This window comes from Thalassotalea euphylliae (genome assembly GCF_003390375.1).
Lineage (GTDB): Bacteria > Pseudomonadota > Gammaproteobacteria > Enterobacterales > Alteromonadaceae > Thalassotalea_F > Thalassotalea_F euphylliae_A.
This window is the reverse complement of record NZ_QUOT01000001.1, coordinates 527,902-550,413: the sequence shown is the minus strand read 5'-3', so window position 1 is coordinate 550,413 and position 22,512 is coordinate 527,902. Positions and strand designations below refer to the sequence as shown.

The 22,512-nt window shown below is 40.9% G+C and carries 16 protein-coding genes, 2 tRNA genes and 1 riboswitch; of the genes, 8 read left to right on the top strand and 10 right to left on the bottom strand.

What is annotated here, in order from left to right; translation table 11 throughout:
- Positions 1-242: 242 nt before the first annotated feature.
- Positions 243-1,001 (top strand): Nif3-like dinuclear metal center hexameric protein, encoded by a 759-nt coding sequence (locus tag DXX94_RS02470; RefSeq protein ID WP_116013651.1) that lies wholly within the window; start codon positions 243-245, stop codon positions 999-1,001.
- Positions 1,002-1,171: 170 nt separating this feature from the next.
- On the opposite strand, the gene DXX94_RS02465 is transcribed toward DXX94_RS02470, so the two are convergent.
- The 4 genes from DXX94_RS02465 to DXX94_RS02450 form a co-directional block, all read right to left on the bottom strand.
- Complete coding sequence (locus tag DXX94_RS02465) at positions 1,172-4,117, bottom strand: insulinase family protein (protein ID WP_116013650.1); 2,946 nt, start codon at positions 4,115-4,117, stop codon at positions 1,172-1,174.
- A 249-nt stretch (positions 4,118-4,366) separates the two neighbouring features.
- Positions 4,367-5,080: an ElyC/SanA/YdcF family protein gene (locus DXX94_RS02460; RefSeq protein WP_258872080.1), complete on the bottom strand. Its 714-nt coding sequence runs from the start codon at positions 5,078-5,080 to the stop codon at positions 4,367-4,369.
- A gap of 265 nt (positions 5,081-5,345) precedes the next feature.
- Positions 5,346-5,422: transfer RNA gene (locus tag DXX94_RS02455), tRNA-Met, on the bottom strand.
- A 63-nt stretch (positions 5,423-5,485) separates the two neighbouring features.
- Positions 5,486-5,562: transfer RNA gene (locus tag DXX94_RS02450), tRNA-Met, on the bottom strand.
- A 543-nt stretch (positions 5,563-6,105) separates the two neighbouring features.
- Positions 6,106-6,292, top strand: a riboswitch (Lysine riboswitch).
- A gap of 191 nt (positions 6,293-6,483) precedes the next feature.
- Between DXX94_RS02450 and lysC the strand changes: the two genes are divergently transcribed.
- The gene (lysC, locus tag DXX94_RS02445; RefSeq protein WP_116013647.1) at positions 6,484-7,833 is read left to right on the top strand and encodes a lysine-sensitive aspartokinase 3; all 1,350 of its coding nucleotides are present in this window, start codon (positions 6,484-6,486) and stop codon (positions 7,831-7,833) included.
- A 98-nt stretch (positions 7,834-7,931) separates the two neighbouring features.
- Here lysC and DXX94_RS02440 read toward each other — a convergent pair whose 3' ends face one another.
- On the bottom strand, positions 7,932-8,372 hold the full coding sequence (locus DXX94_RS02440; RefSeq protein ID WP_116013645.1) for a MarR family winged helix-turn-helix transcriptional regulator: 441 nt from the start codon (positions 8,370-8,372) through the stop codon (positions 7,932-7,934).
- Between the two features lie 231 nt (positions 8,373-8,603).
- A complete protein-coding gene (locus DXX94_RS02435) occupies positions 8,604-9,086 on the bottom strand; it encodes a glutathione peroxidase (protein WP_116013644.1) in 483 nt (160 codons plus the stop codon).
- 291 nt (positions 9,087-9,377) lie between these two features.
- On the opposite strand from DXX94_RS02435, the gene DXX94_RS02430 reads away from it, so the two are divergent.
- On the top strand, positions 9,378-10,244 hold the full coding sequence (locus DXX94_RS02430) for an NAD(P)-dependent oxidoreductase (protein WP_116013642.1): 867 nt from the start codon (positions 9,378-9,380) through the stop codon (positions 10,242-10,244).
- A 178-nt stretch (positions 10,245-10,422) separates the two neighbouring features.
- On the opposite strand, the gene sbcB is transcribed toward DXX94_RS02430, so the two are convergent.
- Together sbcB and DXX94_RS02420 are read right to left on the bottom strand one after the other, a co-directional pair.
- Positions 10,423-11,904: an exodeoxyribonuclease I gene (sbcB, locus tag DXX94_RS02425; protein ID WP_116013640.1), complete on the bottom strand. Its 1,482-nt coding sequence runs from the start codon at positions 11,902-11,904 to the stop codon at positions 10,423-10,425.
- A 128-nt stretch (positions 11,905-12,032) separates the two neighbouring features.
- Positions 12,033-12,638: a hypothetical protein gene (locus DXX94_RS02420; RefSeq protein WP_116013639.1), complete on the bottom strand. Its 606-nt coding sequence runs from the start codon at positions 12,636-12,638 to the stop codon at positions 12,033-12,035.
- 500 nt (positions 12,639-13,138) lie between these two features.
- On the opposite strand from DXX94_RS02420, the gene DXX94_RS02415 reads away from it, so the two are divergent.
- Positions 13,139-13,330 carry a hypothetical protein gene (locus DXX94_RS02415; protein WP_116000386.1) on the top strand — a complete coding sequence of 64 codons (192 nt, stop codon included), beginning with the start codon at positions 13,139-13,141 and terminating at the stop codon, positions 13,328-13,330.
- A 202-nt stretch (positions 13,331-13,532) separates the two neighbouring features.
- Here DXX94_RS02415 and DXX94_RS02410 read toward each other — a convergent pair whose 3' ends face one another.
- Both DXX94_RS02410 and DXX94_RS02405 read right to left on the bottom strand, forming a co-directional pair.
- Positions 13,533-15,116: an N-acyl-D-amino-acid deacylase family protein gene (locus DXX94_RS02410; protein ID WP_116013637.1), complete on the bottom strand. Its 1,584-nt coding sequence runs from the start codon at positions 15,114-15,116 to the stop codon at positions 13,533-13,535.
- 173 nt (positions 15,117-15,289) lie between these two features.
- A complete protein-coding gene (locus DXX94_RS02405) occupies positions 15,290-16,441 on the bottom strand; it encodes a M14 family metallopeptidase (RefSeq protein WP_116013635.1) in 1,152 nt (383 codons plus the stop codon).
- 436 nt (positions 16,442-16,877) lie between these two features.
- On the opposite strand from DXX94_RS02405, the gene DXX94_RS02400 reads away from it, so the two are divergent.
- From DXX94_RS02400 to dgcA, 4 genes are all read left to right on the top strand, one after another.
- Positions 16,878-18,599, top strand: coding sequence for a Na+/H+ antiporter NhaC family protein (locus DXX94_RS02400; protein WP_258872079.1), 1,722 nt, complete (start codon positions 16,878-16,880; stop codon positions 18,597-18,599).
- Positions 18,600-18,708: 109 nt separating this feature from the next.
- Positions 18,709-19,593: a LysR family transcriptional regulator gene (locus DXX94_RS02395; protein ID WP_116013632.1), complete on the top strand. Its 885-nt coding sequence runs from the start codon at positions 18,709-18,711 to the stop codon at positions 19,591-19,593.
- A gap of 392 nt (positions 19,594-19,985) precedes the next feature.
- Positions 19,986-20,993, top strand: a complete 1,008-nt coding sequence (dgcN, locus tag DXX94_RS02390; protein ID WP_116013630.1) for an N-acetyltransferase DgcN — start codon at positions 19,986-19,988, stop codon at positions 20,991-20,993.
- On the top strand, positions 20,993-22,003 hold the full coding sequence (gene dgcA, locus DXX94_RS02385; protein ID WP_258872078.1) for an N-acetyl-D-Glu racemase DgcA: 1,011 nt from the start codon (positions 20,993-20,995) through the stop codon (positions 22,001-22,003). The genes dgcN and dgcA overlap by 1 nt, the downstream gene beginning before the upstream one ends.
- Positions 22,004-22,512: the final 509 nt, after the last annotated feature.

The window sequence follows — 22,512 nt, the reverse complement described above, 5'->3', positions numbered from 1 at the left end:
TCGTACGAAAATAAATTTATAAAAAATAACCGTTTGTTGAATTAATATTCACATGAGAAGCATAAATATGATTTAAGTGTTGTTTTTCGCATAAATTCTGAACACTAAAAAGCAATTTTCTAGGGACGAAAGTGCAAAATTTTGCTTAATGCTGTGCAGTAAATCTAACTTGTCGGGCGCAAGTGAAAGTAATTTGGGGTAAAGTAGGCGCAATCAAATGTCAGGTTATTTTTGGAATTTACATGCTTAGAAGAGAATTCGTTCAATATTTGCAGGCACTTTTAAAACCCGAACAAATTAAAGATTTTTGCCCCAACGGATTACAAGTGCAAGGTGCAGAGGAAGTCACCAATATTGTCACAGGGGTGACCGCAACTGAAGCACTCATTGATGAGGCTATCGCCTTAAAAGCCGATACTATTTTGGTGCATCATGGTTATTTCTGGAAAGGAGAAAACCAAACTATTACTGGCATGAAATATCAGCGTGTTAAAAAGTTACTTGATCACAATATTAACTTATTCGCTTACCATTTGCCGTTAGATATCCACCCTGAGCTTGGCAATAATGCGCAGTTGGCTAAATTGTTAGGCATTAAGGTCACTGGGCCGCTAGAACTTGGTAATCCTGTAAGCGTGCCAATTCAAGGGGAACTGCCGTTTGGTATTGATGGTGTCAGCTTTAACGAAATGATTAGTAAAAAGCTCAATCGCCAATGTTTACATATCGCACCACCGTCAAACAAACCAATAAAAACCATGGCTTGGTGCACTGGCGGTGGGCAAGGTTATATCGAACTGGCAGCAGAGCAGGGGATAGATGCCTTTATTTCAGGTGAAGCTTCAGAGCAGACAACTCATATAGCGCGTGAAATGGATATTCATTTTTTTGCTGCTGGCCATCACGCCACTGAACGTTATGGCGCAAAAGCATTAGGCGAATTTGTTGCTCGTGATTTAGGCCTCAACGTTGATTTTGTTGATATTGATAATCCAGTGTAAATACGAGCAATTCACTCGATAACAACACAGCCCAAACATCAGAAAGTGTTTGGGCTTTTTTCTTGTTAGGCCTGTTTATGGTCGATCTGATGTTTAGTTGCTTTGTTATAAAATACCTTTAGGCTATGCCTTTAACTAATGCCATCAAGCAATACCTCCAAGCAATACCCTCAAGAAATGCTATCAACTAATGTTATCAACCATTCGGTAAACTCTTGGTAAGTTATTCTATTAATTTCATCGGCAATTCGTACGTTGTAATCTAAGCTTCTAAAGCCATTGTCTAACTGCCAATTTAGCTGATGTAGCTGCTGCTCGCGACGATAGAAAGTATTCAATTGTTCAATAACGATTGGCTTAGCTTCTATAAAATACTGCTGACTAGTTGTTAAATTATCTTCATTGGTTAGTTGCGACGCGGTGTCGATAAAAAACACCTTTGTTCGTTTGGCAAGCTCGGTAGCATTTACTTTTGAAGACTCCGCGACAAAACTAAACGCTGGCTTATGAGTGTTCAGTAAAAGGCTTCCCGCATGATAAGCAAGTTGCTGCTTAACACGAATCTCGTCTCTGTATTCTCGTGTCGTCATCTGCTTAAACATATGAAGTAGCGCATTCGCTTTGACACTATCTTGAATATTCACAAATGGTAAGTTGGGGTTGAAATTAATGGTAAATGCTAACGCGGCTTGCTTCTCCGATGTGACATTTACAATCTTAAATTGCTTAGCGATAGCAGCCATCTCGGATACATGTGTTTTGATTACATTCGCGTTACTTGTATTTACGCTACTAGTTTTTAAGTTGGCTGAACTTAGTAGCGGTTTAGTTGCGTTGACTGACGTGTTGTTGTGTAAGGTATTTGCCGCAACTAGTTCGGAGTTTACGTGCGTGATAAAGCGAGTTGAAAACTTATGGCTATTTGTTATCGAGTCGGTAAAAATGGTCAGAGATGATAATACCTGTGCTACAAACGATTGGTAGTCTGCAAGCCTTACAGCGTTAATTTGTTCAAGCGTTGCTTTTATACTTGGCAAGCCATTACCTTGGTTGGTGGCGGCTTTAATAACCTGCCTGAACTCCTTCTCGTGTAAAATATTCTCGTAATTGCGATAAGCGCTTTTTTTCAGTGCATCAAATTCTGCCGCGCTAAGCTTTTGTCGATGAAAAGGTGAAATAAGATCAAATGCGTAATCTACTAAGTGTGATTGTTTGCCACTAAGCACAAGTCCAAGCGACTGGTTAGTGACTTTTTCATCAAAATGGTAACCTGCCAACTCAGCATAAATATGATTCTCTCCTAAATTGTGGGTTAGCTGCTCGGCCATCAGCAAGAATAATACATAGCTATTTGGGTAAAGCTTACTCTCGATTTTCGTGCCGTTATCAAACTCACTATTGAGTGTTAAGTTGCTTAGCCTAATTAGCAATGAATCTTCAATTGCAAATGCTGGATTCGTTACTAATTGCGCAGCTATTTTATCTTGCGCGCTAATCGGTGGGCTTACTTCAGCTGTTTGCGTTTTTCTGGGCTTGAGGTAAGGGTTTTGTTTGGGTAGCGAGAAGCTATTATTCTTAGCGAATTGCCATTGAGTGAGCAACGTTGATGAGACACGCTGCTTAGTATAAGGCTTTAAGTAATGAGGTGTTTGCTGAATCTTGCCCGCTAATGGTTTATTACTGGAAACATAGGCTTGGAAGTTATTCACCGAAAAGTGGCTTAGCAGCTTATCAATAGTGCTTTGAGTCACCGGCTTAGCGATATACATTGACGTGAATATATCGCTAGAATTTGCGACATGCATTTGATCGGAAAGCTCACTTAACCAGTCGCCTGGTTCCATTTCAATTGGGCGCTTGTAATCGCGAGCCTGGGCGGCTGCCAATTCTTGTTGTAGATAATCAGGATGTGGTTGAGTTTTGAGGTGATTGAGATAAGCAAAGATGGCTTCAATTACCGTGTTTATCTGGTGATAACCATCACTCGTTAGGTCAGCATATATGTTGATTACAGTGTTAAGGCTGTCGCCATGCACGGAGGCAAAAGCGCTATGAGCGAGCCCTTTTTGATTTAAATAGTGAGCAAGGGAGCCTAAATTATTATAATCAAGCAAATGACGAATATAAGCTATCGCTTGTTTTTCATTTGCAGGTACTTCAAATCGCAAGTCCAAAGCTGGACGGTCGATAGACGACAATACATCGATACGCTTGCCAAGATCATCTTTTTCATAAAGTCGGCTGTATGGCATAAGATGAGTTGAAAACAGTCGATTGCTTATTTGTGTGTTTAAGTTTGGGTTTATGGTTTGGTCTAGATTTTTAGGGCTTTTGAATACTTGTTTTATGATATTTTCAAGCGTGTTTAGATCATGTTTGCTGTAAACTGCCAACGTCATATTTTCGAGCTTATAGTAGTTTTGGTGAAACGCTTTTAAGGCGCTCGATACATGTTTAATGTCAGTCGTCGCCCCTTGAAGCGATACTTTATTGCCAACGTCCATATAGCGCGCGGAGTTATTTGGAGACATATTTGCTTTAAAAACTGAAACAACACCCGCAAAGTCATTTGATTTACGGCTTTGAAATTCCTCGTCTACTTCTTCAATTGCGAGTTTAATGCCACCTTCTTGCATCAATGGATTGATTAACATGTCGTGCAAGCGAATAAGGCCCTCAACTAAGGCGTCTGCACTTGGGCTGTTGTTTAGCTGGAAATGATAACGCGTGGTCAGAGGGCGAGTGGTGCCGTTACTCCACCCATTTTGCTTTTTTACAAACCCATCAAAATCTTTCGTGCCAGCGTAAGATTTGCTTCCCAGAAAAACAGTATGCTCTAGTAAATGAGCTAGCCCCTGAAAAGATTTTGGTGAATGCCGCCCGCCGACATTAATGGTGATAGATGCTGCAGAACTTTTAGCATTTGGATCTGAAAGCAGTAACACTCTTAACCCATTATCCAGCTCAACATAGTTTGACAAGTTTTTATCAAATGCTTCAGGGCTAGGTAATACATGATTGGCGAAAATGGCGGTTGAAAAAAACGTAGCGAATACACTGATAAATACCAACACACAGGCATTTACGAGCTTTTTTCTAAAGTCAAAGCGACACATTGGGGCGATATTCCTTTATCTAATATTGTTGTTTTTATTTTGTATATATTTAGCAGTTATGCTTAATTAAATCGCTATAACACTTTGATAATAATGTGAAATGCTAAATAAAGTAAACGGACTTTTAGTGGTGTTAAATCAAATGCTAAGCAGAACACAGGATATATCTAGGTACAAAACTGCGATTTAACCTGCGTTATTATTGTGGTTGTTTAGCTGAGTTAAAAGAAGGTTAGTGGTTATAGCTTGCTAGTAAGCAAGCCACTGCCAAATACGCCCCATGGTTTCATACCAAACAATGCTTGAGGTTTGAAGGTTTTTGGCACTAGGCACTAAATGAGGCCAAACAAAGTCCTGATCTGGGTTGATAGCGTAGTAGCCAGCAGGCGCAGGTATTGGCTTAACTCCTTCTAACTCAAAATACTTCATTGCTCTTGGCAGGTGATAAGCGTCGGTAACTAAAACTGTTGTTTTTCCTTTTACTCGTGGCGCAATTAATTGTGCTTCTTCACGAGTATCTTTTGGGTAAGGTTCAACGATAATTTTTGCGTTTGGTACGCCTAACGCGATAGCGGCTTTTTGCACTGTTTCGGCGTTTGTTTGTTCGTCGTAAAGTCCATAGCCTGAAACAATTAACTTCGCCTCAGGGTGCAGCTTTAATACTCGCATACCTTCGACTAAACGCCTTAAAGAGCAGGCTTTTAGTTGTGACGTCGCAGGCAGTGCATGATTTGTCGCATGCCCACAACCAAGCACAACAATGTAACTAATTGGTTTTATAGAGCGGCTAAAGCTTTCAAATGTTTGTTCAAAAGGCGCTATTGTTTTATCTGCAACTGGGGTAATTGAAGAGATACCAAGAATTAGCGCCCCCGCGATTAAAGATGTTCTGCTCAGTTTAGGTTTTAGCTTAAAAAACAAAGCGGCGATTATCAGTAACAGAAGAGATATATTGAGTGGCATAACTACCACTGCAATAATTTTTTTAAAGAGAAAAAAGTCCATTGGAAAATTAAAAGGCCATAGCGTATTTTTGAAGGCTAACTATATCAGTAGATGTTTTTGAAGTTAAAAGGAAATTAAAGTACTAAGTTGTGAAAGGGCGATTGAAAAACAATGTTTGCGCGAAGTGCTTTTTTAATTGGAGTAACTATATTAGCGGAAATTAATTGAGCATTTTGTGGCGTATAGATGCGTAGGTGTAATATAGGTTTAGGAATCAAGGAGTTGGTTGCGGGAGCCGGATTTGAACCGACGACCTTCGGGTTATGAGCCCGACGAGCTACCAGGCTGCTCCATCCCGCGTCCGAATGGTTTACTGAGTAAACGAGCCAAGATTGTTTTACTTCTGAATCTATAACGAAGAGTTGGTTGCGGGAGCCGGATTTGAACCGACGACCTTCGGGTTATGAGCCCGACGAGCTACCAGGCTGCTCCATCCCGCGCCAAGTATTGTAACAGTTTGAGTCGGTTACCAACGACTTCGCTTTCTAATGAAGTGTTCATTATCAGAGATTTATTGCATCTCTGTGAAAGCGAGGCGTATGTTAAGGATAGTTAATGTGATTTGCAACTGCTTTTTTGAAGGATTTTACTGCTCGCTCTAATAGTGAGCAAAAAGGTGCGTAAATATACGTATTTGTCCTGTTTGCTATCACAACTTGTTCATTTTTCTGGGCAAGTATCGAGGCCATAGCAGCTCACACTATAGTTACTTCCTGCGAATAGTTGCCTTTGGCAGTTACGTTCAACGATTTGCTTAAATGATTTATCTAAGCACTTCTTTTAATTCAACCTATCAAAGTGATTTCCTTTTCTCACTTCTCTTTAATGAAATACGAGATAGAAAATCTACAACGCAATTAGCATCAGATATTACAAACAATTGTTTGGACATCTAAATGCCTATTGATCACAACGAATAATTAATGTTTAATGAGGGCGTTATTGAGTTTTTACTTTAAATTTTTACAAGATAAATACTCGCTAACACCAGAAGAGGAGCGATAGCCAGGTAACTAGCGTTAGGGTCACTGCCCGTTATACGTTAATGAGGGGGACTATCGCCGAGGATTTAGTTTGAGTGACAAACTAAATTCGGTCATTAGGGTTGAATCCCTAAGGCTGTCACCAGTAACGAGGTAATCGTTAAATAGGTGGAGAGCTTCTGGCTGAAAATGTCTTGCTTTTGGGCTTCAGAATATCCTCAGCCGTGCTCTTCCTTTGTTGTAAGTAGTTTTTTGCTATATAGGGAGACCCTTTAATGAACATTATCACCAAAATCCACAATCAACTTGCGGCGTGTTTGCCAAGCACCCTTGAAAGTACAATTGAATCTAGCGACTGGGCTAGTGATTGGGGGATTTATGTCTAACTTTACTGTTGCTAAATTTGGTGGAACTAGTGTTGCTAACCATCAAGCGATGGAGCGCTGTGCAACGATTATTAAAAATGATCTCGCCAATCGTGTTGTTGTGGTGTCGGCGAGCGCAGGTGTTACCAATCATTTAGTGCGTTTAGGGCAGGAGAGTGTACCTGCGGCAGAGCGCAATGAAATTATCGCGAGCATTCGTGAAATTCAACTCAATATTATTGAAGCTTTTACGGGCGATCATAACCTTGGTGATTTTGTTGATGAAAAGCTCTCGCAGCTTGGTGAAATAGCAGAAATTCAGGCGCAACAGCACAGTGTGAAAAATGCTGATGAGATTTTGTCTTTTGGTGAGCAGCTTAGTTCTGCGTTATTTACTCAAGTGCTTAATGAGCTTGGTGTTAACGCCAAATGTTTTGATATTCGCCAAGTCATGAAAACCAACAGTTTGTATGGGCAAGCTGTAGTAGATATTGAAGCGCTTAAAACAAAAGCTATTGAGCATTTAGCGCCACTCACAAAAGACAGTGTGATTGTTACGCAAGGGTTTATTGGTCAAGATGGGTTAGGGCACACCACGACGCTTGGCCGTGGCGGCTCTGATTACAGTGCAGCATTAATTGCAGAAGCGCTTGATGCCACCAATCTCAGTATTTGGACTGACGTGGTCGGGATTTTTACAACGGACCCACGCATTACTGATCAGGCTCGCGCTATTCCTGAAATCAGCTTTGGTGAGGCGGCCGAAATGGCTACCTTTGGTGCTAAAATTTTGCACCCAGCAACGCTTATTCCTGCTATGCGACAAAATATTCCGGTATTTGTCGGGTCGAGCAAAGAGCCAGAACAAGGTGGTACTTTTATTCAGCAAAGCGTTTCTTCATCACCAACATATCGCTCTATTGCGCTGCGTCGTGAACAAACCTTAGTGACGGTGAAAAGCCCTGCGATGTTACATGCCAGTGGTTTCTTGGCTAAGGTGTTTGCAATTTTAGCCAAGCATGAGCTCAGTGTTGATTTGATTACAACCAGTGAGATCAGTGTTGCATTGACATTTGATAATCCAACGGGCAGCACACAGTCGCTGATTAACAATTCGGTGTTAGCGGAACTTGAGCAACTTTGTGAAGTGTCGGTTGAGCACGGCTTGTCACTTGTTGCGGTAATTGGTAATAACCTTCATGCAACTAAAGGACTAGGTAGCAGTGTGTTTGACAAAATTAACGACTTTAATATTCGTATGATTTGTCACGGTGCAAGTTCAAACAACTTATGCTTTTTAATACCAGGGCAAGATGCAAATACGGTTGTTGAACAACTTCACGATACACTTTTTGCTGCTTAGCGTTACTGGCTTAGTTCTACTGGTTTAGCTTTTGATTGCTATTGGCGAACGAAACATATAAAAGCACAGCTAAGTGTTATACGCATTTATTGCAAGTATTAACCTAGCTGTGCTTTTGTGTTGTTTAACACCTTGTCGAGCGTTTGCTGCAAATTCACCACTTCTTCTATCGATAAGCCAGTTAGTGAAAACATAGTTTCTGGTATTTGCGCTGCTTGTTGTTTTAACTGCCTCCCTTGCTTGGTGAGGTTAATGTGCACGGAGCGCTCATCTTGTTCACTTCGCGTTCTAACAAGCAGGTTGGCTTGTTCCATTCGCTTTAACAAGGGCGACAAAGTTCCCGTGTCTAGTTCTAGTTGCTGACAAAGGGTTTTAATAGGCACACTTTGCTTGGCTTGCCACATTACCAACATAACTAAATATTGTGGATAGGTAAGCCCCAATGCCTTAAGCAATGGGTTGTACAGCTTAGTAATGGTTTTATTTAAGCTGTACAGCCGAAAGCAAAGCTGTTTTTCTAGTTTTAAGTTGTCACTCATTACTTTTTTCGTTTTTTATACCAATTGAATTAATGAGTTGGTCAATTATGGCGTAGGAAAAAGGTTCATAAACACAGGTTTTATGCTCCCAGTAAACCCTAAGTACCTACATCCATGTAGGCAAGGCGTTAATTTTGGGTAATTAGTTGTTCTAATTTCAAAAATAACAACGCAGTTGATGAGCGTTTTAACCAGCCAGAATGATCAAGTTTTTATTGAAATTGGTATTAGCTACAGTAAGGCCTTAATCGCTGGCTCTATCGCTTTAGGCTTAGTCATTGTTGAATAACGCTGAATGACTTTGCCATCGCGGCCAACTAAGAATTTAGTGAAATTCCACTTGATACCTTGGCTACCTAAAATACCGGGAGCTGCTTGTTTTAAGTGCTTGTAAAGTGGGTGGGCGTTGTCGCCATTAACATCAATTTTGGCAAACAAAGGAAACTGAATATTAAAGTGTAAATCGCAGAATGATTTTATCTCTTCGTTACTGCCTTTTTCTTGCTCTTTAAATTGATTACAAGGGAATGCCAGAATTTCTAGACCCTGATCTTTATATTTTTCGTAAAGTGCTTGTAAACCTTCATACTGTGGCGTGAATCCACAAGCACTTGCCGTGTTTACAATCAGTAGAACCTTACCTTCGTATTCTTTAAGCGATACGTTTTCACCACGATAGTCTTGGGCGTTGTAGTCATATACAGAAGACGACATATTATTTCCTTTTTGAAAGTAGTAACTTGTTAATATTGTTGTGCATAATTAAGTTGCACGCAATATAAGCTTACGTAATATAAAAGATAAAGTTCACTTTATATTGTTATAAAAATAAATTTATTTGTGGTGAGTTGCACCCTTTGAGTTCACCCGTATTTATTGAATAGATTGATACTAATACAGCTTAATTTTCAGTAATATACTGGTTGATATAACACTGACAAAGCAAACGTAATTATCGATAATTACGTTTGCTATTCGTTTGATGATTTTTAGTTAGGAGAGAGCATGGCAAATGTAGCATTTATTGGCTTAGGGGTTATGGGGTATCCGATGGCTGGCCACTTAGCAAAAGCAGGCCATCAAGTAAATGTATACAACCGCACCCATTCAAAAGCTGAGCAGTGGGTTGAGGAATTTGGCGGAGCATGCTTTACGACGCCTAAACAAACAGCAACTGGCTGTGACATTGTGTTTACGTGTGTTGGAAACGATGATGATGTTCGCTCAGTTTGTTTAGGTGATGATGGTGCTTTGGCTGGCATGCCAGCGGGCTCAATTCTAGTTGATCATACAACCGCATCCGCAGAGCTAGCGCGAGAATTAGCACAGCATGCAAAAACCCAAAATGTAGGCTTTTTGGATGCACCTGTCTCAGGTGGTCAAGCTGGCGCAGACAATGGTGTGTTGACTGTGATGTTAGGGGGCGATCAGGCAACTTATCAAACAGCGAAGCCTGTTATGGCTGCATACTCGCGGTTCACGCAATTAATGGGTGAAGTAGGAAGTGGTCAACTGGCGAAAATGGTTAATCAAATTTGTATCGCTGGTGTTGTTCAGGGGCTTGCTGAAGCCTTTACTTTTGCTGAAAATGCTGGCTTAGATCCAGACTTGCTGGTTGAGACAATTTCAAAAGGAGCCGCAGGTTCATGGCAAATGGAAAATCGCTATAAAACGATGTTTGCGGGTGAATACGATTTTGGCTTTGCGGTTGATTGGATGCGTAAAGATTTATCCATCGCTTTTGCTGAAGCAAAGAAAAATGGCACACAATTGCCAATGACCGAAATGGTTGATGGTTTTTATCAAGAAATTCAAACGGGTGGCGGTAATCGTTGGGATACATCGAGTTTGATATCGCGTTATAAAAAGTAACGATGTTTTAACGCCGTAAAAAGGCATACTATTGAAAGTCTACTTGCTGAAAAAGGTAAAATTAAGCAAGTAGAATAATAGCTTAGGTAGCGTAAAAATAGCTGAGTGAAATCCTAGAACACTCAGCTATCACTTTAGTGGTAATTGAAAGCTTGAATCTCGCTTTCAATTGCCAAACTTACTGCTGTAAATATTGATAAAGTGCTTTTAAAACTGACATCTTTCCAGCGTTGTCTTCGTGCTCATGTACTAAGTTTTCTAACCGGATCATAAATTCATCGGCACTGAGTATGCCTTTACCACCAAATTGAATTTTGTCTTGGCAGTATTGCTGCCATTTTTGCTTTTCTTCGGCAGATAAGGTGTATGGGTAGTTTCTCGCGCGATAGCGAAACAGCATAACGGGCAAACGCTCATCTTGAAATTCAAATTGATGCTGAGCCAATTGCTCAGGTGTGAGGCCATGTAAAACTGCCATCTGCGCTTTATCGGCTTCAGAGAAAAAAGCACCGCCATATAACGCGTGTTCCGCATCTATTTGTTCACTTTCATCATAGTCGGGCGCAAAAACATCATTAAGCTTATCTATTATCTCGCGGTGCTCTTTTAGCTTGGCTAGGTTCGCTAAGCACTTCTCGCGTGGTATGGCTAATCGAGCTGCATTTTCCGGCAAGAGTGTTTTCGCTGGCGCTATCACAGGACATTTGTTGATATGAATCAGTTTAAGCGGGATCGGCAGTTCGTCCTCAGCTAAATCACTATAGCGTGTATACAGTCTTTCTTTGATCTGCTGAGCACTTAAGTCAAATAGTGGCTGTGGATCACGCGCTAAATCTATTGCAATAACCGCATTTTTATTGGTTGGGTGGTAAGCTAATGGGGCAAACCAGCTGGTGCAACCGTGCTGTGATGAAATCTTGCTTGAGGTGTGTACAACTGGGGTCATGTTATACACATCAATCAGCTCGGCCACTTGTTTTTTATTACGCAGACCAAACAAAAAGTGGTAGAGCTTAGGCTGTTTTTCTTTAATAAGTTTGGCCATGGCAATTGTGGCGTATACATCGCTCATTGCATCATGCGCTGCTTCATGACTGATACCATTAGCGGCGGTTAATAGTTCTAAACGAAAGCTGATGCGTTCTTCACCTGTTTCTCCGTCTGTGACTTTGGGCCATTCAATACCCTCTGGACGCAATGCATAACAAGCGCGAACCATATCAATGATATCCCAGCGGCTATTACCGTTTTGCCACTCACGAGCGTATGGGTCGTAAAAATTACGATAGAGCAGATAGCGGGTAACTTCGTCATCAAAACGAATATTGTTATAGCCAGCCACACAAGTATTAGGTGCTGAGAATAGGGCGTGAATGCGATCAGCGAATTCCGCTTCAGGTAGCCCCTCAGACATCGCTTTTTGCGGCGTAATTCCGGTGACTAAAGCAGCTTCTGGGTTTGGTAAATAATCAGCAGGTGGCTGGCAATAGAATACTTCTGGTTCACCGATAATGTTAAGGTCTAAATCGGTGCGTATTGCCGCAAATTGCGAAGGTTTGTCATATTTTGGGCTAACGCCCCATGTTTCGTAGTCGTGCCAAAGAATGGTCGGCTGTTGCTCGGTGTAACTTTTAGGTTTGTTTTGCTCTTTTCTATTCATATAATGCAATAGTATATGGATTAAAACGTTAGTTAATGTAACATTTTTAACCGTAATATATTTATCCTTTGTAAAAGTTATAGGGGCAGTTAGAGGGCTTATAAACTATGGGAGTCATTAATAGAATCTCAAGTAGATGAGCCGTCATCTTGACGGGTAATTTCTATTGCTTTATCTAAAATGGAATTACAACTATTAATAAATTTTTCCCGAGCATCTTTATTCTCTGCATGGATATCGCGAAAGGTTGATTTCAAATGTTTTCTACAATCGTCTATTTTAAATAATCGTGATGATATGAATCTAATTTTGTTAAGCCTATTTGTTGCAATTGTCATACATATTTTGGGATCTGATTCGTGAAAATCCACGCCAAGAGGCAAAATAGAGTTATGATGTTTAGAACTATATACTGAAAAAATAATACTGCGTTTTTCGTCTTGCTTGGGGTCATGATAATCAACAGCTAAACAGCCAAAATCTTCGCACTTTAATGTTTGCTTAAAAGAGATTCCGTGTTTTATCAAGTTTTGACCGTTTTTAAATGGAGAGAATTCATAAAGATCAACTGATGAATCAACATGAGAATTAATAGAAAGTTGGTCAAATTTTTCTTTTGAATAGAACCTAAGCGCAAAAAGTCTAATATCTAATAAAATAAAAGGGTCTAAACTTTTGATTTCGCCATTTAAAACTTTTATTAGTTGAGCAAAGGAAGGCTTGGATATTTCCATTTTTTTTTAAGCTCTTCATATTGATTATTTGGAATGTTTTTCAATTCTTCAATCAGTTCGGATGGAATCTTAGTAGAACACTTAGGGGCGTCGTGATATTCAGTATTAGACATATTTTTTTTTAAAGCTTTTAAAATTATAGAGTTGAAATACTTAGGTTGATAACTCAATATACGAATGGTCGGCTGGTTATTCATATAGTTAATATCGTTTTTGTTTAGTTATTAGCCGTAGTGTTTTGATTTAGCGAAAGAATTCGCGGTTGGGCATCGGCTTTTTATATATTGCCGTACTTTAACACAATTGCAGGGTAAGTTCGTTATTTAGCTGAGTACTATAAATCTATTTGGATAACGGGTTGTCAATCTTTAGCGTAAATCAGTGTAATTAAATTTGTAGCCATAACTTTACGTTATGGTTTGGCTAATTTATGTGCATTTTAAATGTTGCAGATTTATTGCATATTACACTTGAACTAAGCGCATACGGCAGGAAATATCATGGCTCAACAACAACCGTCAACCAACAACACTGGTGTAGAAACTATTGTTAATCAAATTAATGAAACTTTACAGCAACTACCTAAGGTAGTGTCTGCTAAGTCTAAAGTCGTTAAACAAGATTTAACACGCAAGTATCAAGTACAGTTTCTTGGCGGACAAGCACAGGAATATGTGTTGGGCTATAACTAGTCGCTAGAATTTTAAGCTATTTAAAGCAATGCACGCTGAAATTGCTCGCTGAATAAGACATTTACTGGCTACGTGAATTTATATTTAGACTCCCAATAAAAAGGCAGGTTATCAAATACGATAGCCTGCCTTTTTTTATTTCGTTCACTAAGTCTTGCTAATGCGTCAGCCTAAAGCCCAATAATGCATAACAACACGTATATCAATTTGCCGATTTTCTAACGTATTGACCTGCTAGTTTTTGGTTGTATTCACCATTTTCCACGACAACTTGCCCATTGACTAATACCGTATCAACGCCAGAGGCTAAAACATTCCATTTTTGGAAAGTTGCATTGCTTTTGAACGTATTCGCGTCCCAGACAATAATATCTGCCGTTAAGCCTTTTTTTAACTTACCACGATCTTGTAGTCCTAAAATGTCTGCGGTTTGACTTGCGCTTTTGATAATAAAGTCTTCAATCGATAACAGTTTTTTATCAATCACCATATCTTGATACTTTTTAGGAAAACTACCATATTTTCTCGGGTGACCATTGGTGCCATCAGAAGAGGTAACAACCCATGGTTGAACTACAAATTTATTCAAATCGTTTGGCGACATGTTAAATGATGCTACTCGAATGCGGCCAAGTTGCACCAAATCAATGGCGGTGTCAACAGGTGTTTTACCTTTTTCGGTAGCAATTTCTTCGAGCGTTTTACCTACTAAATTAGGTCTACTGTGAAACTCTGTGATAAGTAGGGCATTGGCACCACCACGACGACGAATATTTTCGGCAATTTCTTTGCGAATACGCGGTAATAACTCTTTATCTTTTAAGCGATGAAAGAAGGCAATTTGATTACCCGCTAACGCCCACTTAGGCATAATTGCACTGCGAATATTTGTACCTGACGCTAGCCAAGGGTATTGGTCTGCACTAATGCTGACACCTTGCTGCTGAGCCTGTTCAATTTGCTTGATAACGGGGGTACTTTCGCCCCAAACATCTACGCCCAAGGCTTTGATATGGGCAATGTGCAAGTGAATATCGGCAGCTTTGGCGATATTAATAGCTTCATCAACCGCATTCGCAAAGCCAATGTTAAAGGTGCTTTCATCTCTTAAGTGAGTGTCATAAATGCCGCCATAGGCAGAGGCTGCTTTAGCTAAAGCAATCACTTCTTCGGTTTTTGCATAGCTGCCAGGAACGTAATATAAACCTGACGACAAGCCAAGAGCGCCATCTTGCATTGCTTTGTCGACAATGCCGACCATTTGCGCAATTTCTTGGTCTGAAGAATAACGATTTTCGCGACCCATAACGGCAGTGCGAACACTATTGTGGCCTATGAAAAAAGCGACATTCGTGCCTATACCGTTTGCCTCCAATGCTTTTGCTGTTTTAGCAATATCAATTGGGCTGCCACCATCATTGCCATTAACGACAGTCGTTACCCCTTGCATTAGGTAGTTGACATTGGCGTTTTTGTCTTGGCTTTCGAGTTCGGCGAGCGTATGTGTATGAGGGTCAATAAAACCAGGGCTAACAACATGACCATTCGCGTCAATTATGCGTGCTGCCTGATATTGCTGACGACCACTTGGCGATAAAGCACAGATAACTTGCTGACAGATACCAATATCAAGTGATTGCGCGCCGCTGCCATCACCTAAGTAAACCTCGCCATTAATAATTAGGGTATCGACTTTCGGTGATACTTGGTTCGAACAGCCTGATGTGATTGCCGCTAGTGCTAATGCCATAGCACTGGTTAGCTTTTTGAAGTTACGTTTTGCCATTTTTTGTAGCTTATCGTTGTAGTATATCGTTTTCGCTGATGTTTGATTCGTAGGTGTTGTGCGGCATCAAACGAGATTTTTTCATCTGACGCCGCTGAGATAAGTTAATTGTGCTATAGCTTTAATAATTACCATTGCAGTAATCACTATAGCTTCATTTCATTCAGCATCAATTAACGTAGCTGGTCGTTATCCTTAAGCATCGTTTGCATTAAGGTGTTTGCTGCATCTTTGGCCAGTTTGTGAATAAATTTACGATCGGTGTTATCGCCCATCTCGTAAGTGATAGCGTGAACATCGAACTTGTCAGCAACATACTGTTTAAATACACCCATTTGTGGGTTGTTACCTGGCTTTTGGATAACGTTAAACTCTGGATACTGTTTATCAAGTTTGTTCAACCAGTTATTAACTAAGTAGCGTTGTTGTACGCCATAGTCATTTGGCATGGTGTAAAAAATGTCTTTGTGGGTTGAGTGGAAATCAACCGCCATTGAAATTTTATGACCTTTCGCTACTAAGTCGGTTAGCAACTTATCAACTGCAATAACTTCTGGTTGCTTGAATTTATTCCAGTCACGGTTTAAATCAACACCGTTAGCGTTATGACGCCAGTAACCAAGTTCTACACCATCTGGGTTCATGTTTGGCACAACAACGATATTGTAGTTTTGACGAAAATAGCGTGCTAATTCGCTATTACCTAACAGCGTGTCGACAAACGGGAATAGTGCAATGGCGCCAGTTACTTCAGGTGGGTGTTGGCGACCAAGCACAACTAACCATTGTTTTACGTTCGGTTGATTGGTGATGACTTGGTAAATTGGTTTACCGTTTACTGAGCTACCAATCACATTGTGATCAATAAATTCAAACTCGCTTAGCTTCTTACCCCAGTCAATGTAGTCTTTATTGGTGATCAGCTCTTGTCCGGCAATCCACGTAGTTTTTGTATCAATGGCTAGCTCAACGTGCATTTTGTCTTCAACAATTTTGTAGTCGACTTGTTGCCAGTTTTTGCCATCTCTACTGATTTTTGGTAGGTAACGATGATCACCATCGTTAACGGTTAAGGTCAGTGTTACCGCTCTTGGCTCTTTGCTGACAAGTTGAAAAGCGTACCAAGGGCTATTATTAATCGGTTTGTTTTCAGGCAGTAGTTTGACGTTAATTTGGTTGTTGCTTTCGTCGATTTCACAATTCTGCATTAATGATGCAGACGTTGCATTTGAAAAGTTGTTAAGCAACTGAATGTTGTCAGATTGGCAAGCGAAACTGCTTGCTGCGAATAATGATAGTACTGTTGAAGTCACAAATTTGTACATGGCAATTGGCTTCTTTATTAATTGATTTGTTTAATATTTAGTTAGCCGTCATACGATTATCGGCTAACGAATATGAATTTTTAGCATAGCAAACCTGATAATTAATCATGATTGCTAGCTAAGGTTGTAACGAATTCTTGCTAATAACTAATGTTACTGTTTCGGTTGCTAAAGCTTTTTGGCTAAGGCTCTTTTGCTGCGGCTCTTTACAACTGAAGCAGGCAAGTACATTAGCTAACTGCACTTAACTCTAACCTTGGTCAAAATTAGCTGAATTAACAATTGACTGTTGAACATTAACCTATAACCTAAAGTTATAGGTTGGCTTTGTTTCGCTACATCACGTCAGGGAAAATAATTGCTACCGTTAAAATAACATCTAAAACGCAGGTGCATTGCAGATGCATCATTGCGGCTAAAATCAGCGAGAATGCATGTGAAAAATTATAACAAATTAGCGCTATTGGTGGTTATATTTGGTTTATTTTCTGCGGTTTATGTCAGCCAGTATGTTCCTAAAACTTGGCTCGAACAGTCGCTCGTATATGAAGTTTACCAAACCAATGATGGTGATAATGCCTATATCTATCGCGGTAAAGAAGTCATTATTGAAGATGTTGTTCCCTATCAAGAGTCAGCGCTTAATCAGGCAACACTCAACAATGTTAACGAGCCGGCATTAAGTCAGCAATGGGTGATTGATGAACAAGGGACGATTAAACAACTTAAGCCAGCATTTCATTTTGGCGTTTGGTCGTTGTTGCCCGCGCTGATTACTGTTTCACTTTGTTTAATTACTAAAGAGCCGTTAAGTGCGTTGTTTACTGGTATTGTTACTGGCGCGCTAATGCTTGGTGAATACGATATAACTGACAGCGTGATAATTCCGCAGCTTGCCAAAGAAGGCAGTGCTGCGCTATTACTGCTTTATTTGTGGTTACTGGGCGGTTTACTTGGTGTGTGGGCGAAAACTGGCGCTGCGCAAGCCTTTGCCGATATGATGACACGCAGGTTCGTGCGCGGGCAACGATCAGCTAAATTAGTCTCTTGGTGCTTAGGTGTCTTGTTCTTCCAAGGGGGCACGATGAGCACTGTTTTAGTCGGTACAACAGTTAGGCCGCTAGCGGATAGAGCAAAAGTTAGCCATGAGGAAATGAGTTATATCGTTGACTCAACCGCTTCACCCATTGCTGCTGTACTAGCATTCAATGCGTGGCCAGCTTATGTACAGGCGCTTATTTTTGTACCTGGGGTTGCGTTTTTAGCAACAGAAGCTGATCGTCTCGATTTCTTTTTCAGCAGTATTCCTTTTAGTTTCTATGGTATTTTAGCCGTTATCGGCACTTTGTTATTAAGCTTAAACATCACGACTTTTTCTGGTCGAAGAATTCGCGAAGCGCACCACAGAGCGAATACCACAGGGCAATTAGATGCGCCTAATGCTCAGCCGTTAAGTGCGAAGGAATTGCAAAGCAGGGTAGTGCCGGAAGGTTATCACTCTCACCATTTTGAATTTATTTTCCCGCTGATCACGTTAATTGGTATTGCGGTTTTCACTTTTATCTTGCTGGGCTCGCCAAAAGTGAATTGGGCATTTGGCGCGGCATTAATGTTAGCGGTAGGTATTGCCCTTGCCAAAGGCATGAGTCTTAAAAATGTGATGGATGGGCTGAATCTGGGCTTAAAAAGTGTCGTATTTGCCTCTGTTATTTTAATGATGGCGGTGATCATTGGCTTTATCAGCAAAGAAATTGGTGGTGGTTTATATCTTGTTTCATTGTTAGGCGAGCAACTTCCTTATTGGGCATTACCTATTACCTTACAATTAATGACCATGGTGATCGCTTTTTCAACGGGCACAAGTTGGGGAACGTATGCTATCGCGTTTCCACTGGCGATGCCGCTTGCGTGGGCTATTGGCGAGCACCAAATGCTGGCAAACCCAGAAATATATATGATGATTTGTTTCGCCACCGTGCTAAACGGCAGTATTTACGGCGACCAATGTTCGCCAATTTCAGATACCACGATATTAAGCGCGATGACCACTGGCTGTGACTTAATGGACCATGTGAAATCGCAAATTGTACCTGCAAGCTTTGCTGCAGCTACGGCAGCACTGCTTTGGACCTTATGTGTTATTGGGTTTGCGGCCTAGTGTGTAAACTTTGGCCATTCAGGCAAAGTCACCCAAAAAATACAAAGTAAAAGACAACAAGAAAACAAGAATAACTAAGATGAAAAACACAACTCGTGGAGGAGAATAAATGAGACTTAGACATATTGAGGTGTTTCATGCCATTTATTCAACTGGTTCTATCACAAACGCCGCGAAAATATTGCACGTTTCTCAGCCTTCGGTGAGTAAGGTTTTAGCGCACGCTGAAATGCAGCTTGGCTTTCAGTTATTTGAACGTGTTAAAGGCCGATTAATTCCAACCAATGAAGCGGAAATGTTGTTTGATGAAGCAGATAAAATTTATCAGCAGATGCGTTCAATCAACAATACCGCTGAAAACATTAAAAAGTCAGAATATGGCAATATTAGTATCGCAGTAACGCCAGCCTTAGGGTTTGACGTGTTACCAGTCGCGATAGCTAATTTCCAGCAAGCACACCCAAAAGTGAATTTTCAAGTGCAGACAGTTCACAACGATGAAGTGATGCAGTCACTTTACGAGCACAAATGTGACATAGCTGTGGTATTTTCGCCAACGGCGATGGCCGGTGTTGTTGAAACGGTATGTGATCAATCCGAGCTTGTTGTCATGTACCCCAAATCACTGTTTCCGTCAGAGCCAACATCGCTAAACTTAACTGATTTAAAAGACTTACCATTTATTGATATTAGCGACAGTGGTCCGCTGGGTGATCAGCTCTGGACGCGAATGATGAAAGAAAACATCAAGCTGCAATCCACCATCAAAGTGCAAACATACTTTATTGCTGCGCGCATGGTTGCCAATGGTGCTGGCGTGTGTGTTGTAGATAAATACACAGCCTACGGCAACGCCATGGATGATGTGGCTTACGCATCTTTTGAGCCGCGCTTGTCGTTTAATGTCAGTATGTTGCATTTAGAAAACAGGCGACTTTCCGTGGCGGCGGATGACTTTATGGAGTTTTTAAATAAACAGATCCAAAGTATTTAGACTTTTGCGCTTACCTCATATCGGCAACGAGGCGTTTGTACCGTAAATTCGCCTTGTTGCTTTATTTCTTCTTTCCACAGTTTCAATCATAGTTTCAGCCATACTTTCATTCACCGAAACTTCCATCAACTGCTGTTTAATCTATGTGTTGCAACTAGCTTGTATGCAATATTTGTTTACTTTTATAACAATCGGTTAAGCGTATTTGTTGTATGCTTCATTTACAGTTTTGCGACCTTGTAAATTGTTCAAGAAATCATTCAAAGGGAGGGATTTTCGCGTATAGCCTCAAGTTATGGTCATGACAACACACGCTATTTTTCAAATTTGAAGTCACCCTCTAAGCTGAATCTAAGTCTTTGAAAATTTAATACTCAGCTAAAGGATGTGTTATGCAAATTGTCGGCCCTTACTTACTTTTTATTGGCGATGCGACCGATGCCTTATCAATTAAAATGGCACGTGGTGTAGCCGACTTTCGCCCTGAGCTTTGTATTGGCGAAATGCAAGTTGAAGGTTGTACCGTTACTACAGGCTTGCCGCAACTTACTATCGCCGAAGGCGTTGCCAAAGGTGCTAAAACATTCGTGTTAGGCTTTGCCAATAGTGGTGGCGTTTTAGATCCTAAATGGCATCCATATATTCTAGAAGCACTTGCTGCTGGTATGGATGTCGTTAGTGGTTTACATGAAAAAATGAGCGACGTACCAGAACTAGCGCAAGCTGCGGCGGCAAACAAGGTTAAGCTACTCGATATTCGCCACCCAGATGGTGAGTTTAAAACGGGCACGGCAGTTCCGCGTAAAGGTAAGCGTTTGTTAACCATTGGTACTGACTGTTCAGTGGGTAAAATGTACACCTCGCTAAGCCTTGAAAAGGCAATGAAAGATCAAAACATGGACGTTGACTTCCGCGCAACAGGGCAGTGCGGCATTCTTATCGCAGGCCAAGGTGTGGCAATTGATTGCGTAATTTCTGACTTCATCTCAGGTGCTACAGAGTCGTTGTCACCAGACAATAATGAACAACACTGGGATATCATTGAAGGCCAAGGTTCGCTTTCACATCCAGCGTTTGCTGGCGTGAGCATGGGGTTATTACACGGCTCTCAACCTGACGCCTTGGTGATTTGTCATGCGTTAAATCGCCATCATATGCGCGGTTTGCCACATACAGCATTCCCAAGTTTACAAGAAACCATTGCGCTTAATTTACAAGCTGCAAAATTAACTAATCCGAACGTTAAAGTTGCTGGTATTGCCGTTAACACGTCGAGTGTTAGTGTTGAAGAAGGGCGAGCTATTTGTCAGCAAATCAGTGATGAGCTTTCATTACCGTGTGTTGACCCTGTTCGCGATGGTTGTGATGCAATTGTTGAGCGCTTAACGCAGGAATTTTAATGATGACTGCTGCAATATCACTTGAATATCGACAAACTGATTTTCCGCTAGCACAAGTATTTCGCATTGCTAGAGGTGCTAAAACCGAAGCGAAAGTTGTTGAAGTTAGCTTAATCCAAGATGGCAAAGTAGGGCGCGCAGAGTCTGTGCCTTATAACCGCTACCAAGAAACGATCGAGAGTGTCGCGAATCAACTCGATTATGTGCAAAATCGTCTGGCAAGCGGTGTCGATATTGACTTGATTTTAGCTGCTATGTCGCCTGGCTCGGCAAAAAATGCCATTGATTGTGCATTTTGGGACTTAAAAGCCAAGCTAGCTGGTAAATCGGTTGCGCAACTCTTGGCGTTAACCGAACCTGCTTCATGCATTACAGCGCAAACTTTAAGTATTGATACTCCCGAGGCAATGGCAAAAGCTGCCGCAGCACTTGAACATCCACCGCTGATAAAAGTGAAGTTGGATAATCAAGATATTGCGGAGAAAATGCAGGCAATATACAAAGCGTCGCCAAACAGCCAGTTTATTGTTGACGCTAATGAGGGTTGGAGCATGTCTCAGCTCGTTGATAACGCTAAAGTGCTCGCTGATTGCAATGTAGTGCTTATAGAACAGCCTTTGCCAACAGGTGAAGATGTTGAACTTATCAACGTTAAACTGCCTGTTGCGTTATGTGCCGATGAGTCTTGCCATACACGTAAAGATCTCGATTATTTAGCTGCTCGTTATCAGGCGGTCAATATCAAACTAGATAAAACAGGTGGCTTAACTGAAGCTGTCGCGTTAGCGCAAGAAGCACAAGCACTTGGTTTAGATATTATGGTTGGTTGTATGGTGGGCAGTTCGCTCGCTATGGCTCCGGCGTATTTATTGGCCTCAAAAGCAAAATACGTAGATTTAGACGGCCCCGTATTAGTCGCTAAAGATCGCGAATATGGCTTTAACATTGATCGCGGTTTGATGTCGGCACTTGATCATCGCTTATGGGGCGGCGCAAGCGCTAATTACTAATCGAGTAAGCAGCATTTTGGGGTTATATACTTTTGGTGTGTGACCTTAAATCGACTTTAGATTTATTCTAATGTTCTCCTGTTATAGCCCCGTATAGGGGCTTTTTTTGTCGATAAGTTAATGTAAAAGCATTGATATGATGATTTGAAATAGAGGTCGCGATATTAAGCAAGGCTTAAAAACAAGACTCATGTGTACTAGTTCAGCGTAAATCTTCTTTTCTTTGTAGCTTAAAGCACCTAAGCCTATGATTTCTTCATTTTGGGTTGCTACATAAAAGTTGCTCTCCAATTCAGCTGCGAAACTTTCAGGTAGTGGGCATTTAGCCATAAATAAATTAGTTCGGCTGAATAATGATTTGCGCACTCTGCTTGTATTGATTCTTTTCTAACTTCCCAAGCAATGTCTATGTCGTTTCTATTAGCTTTGCGGATTTTCACCAAGACTCCTTGTGATTTATAAAGCCCAAATAACGGGCGCTTAAAGTAAGCTAGTTGATAGGGTTGTTA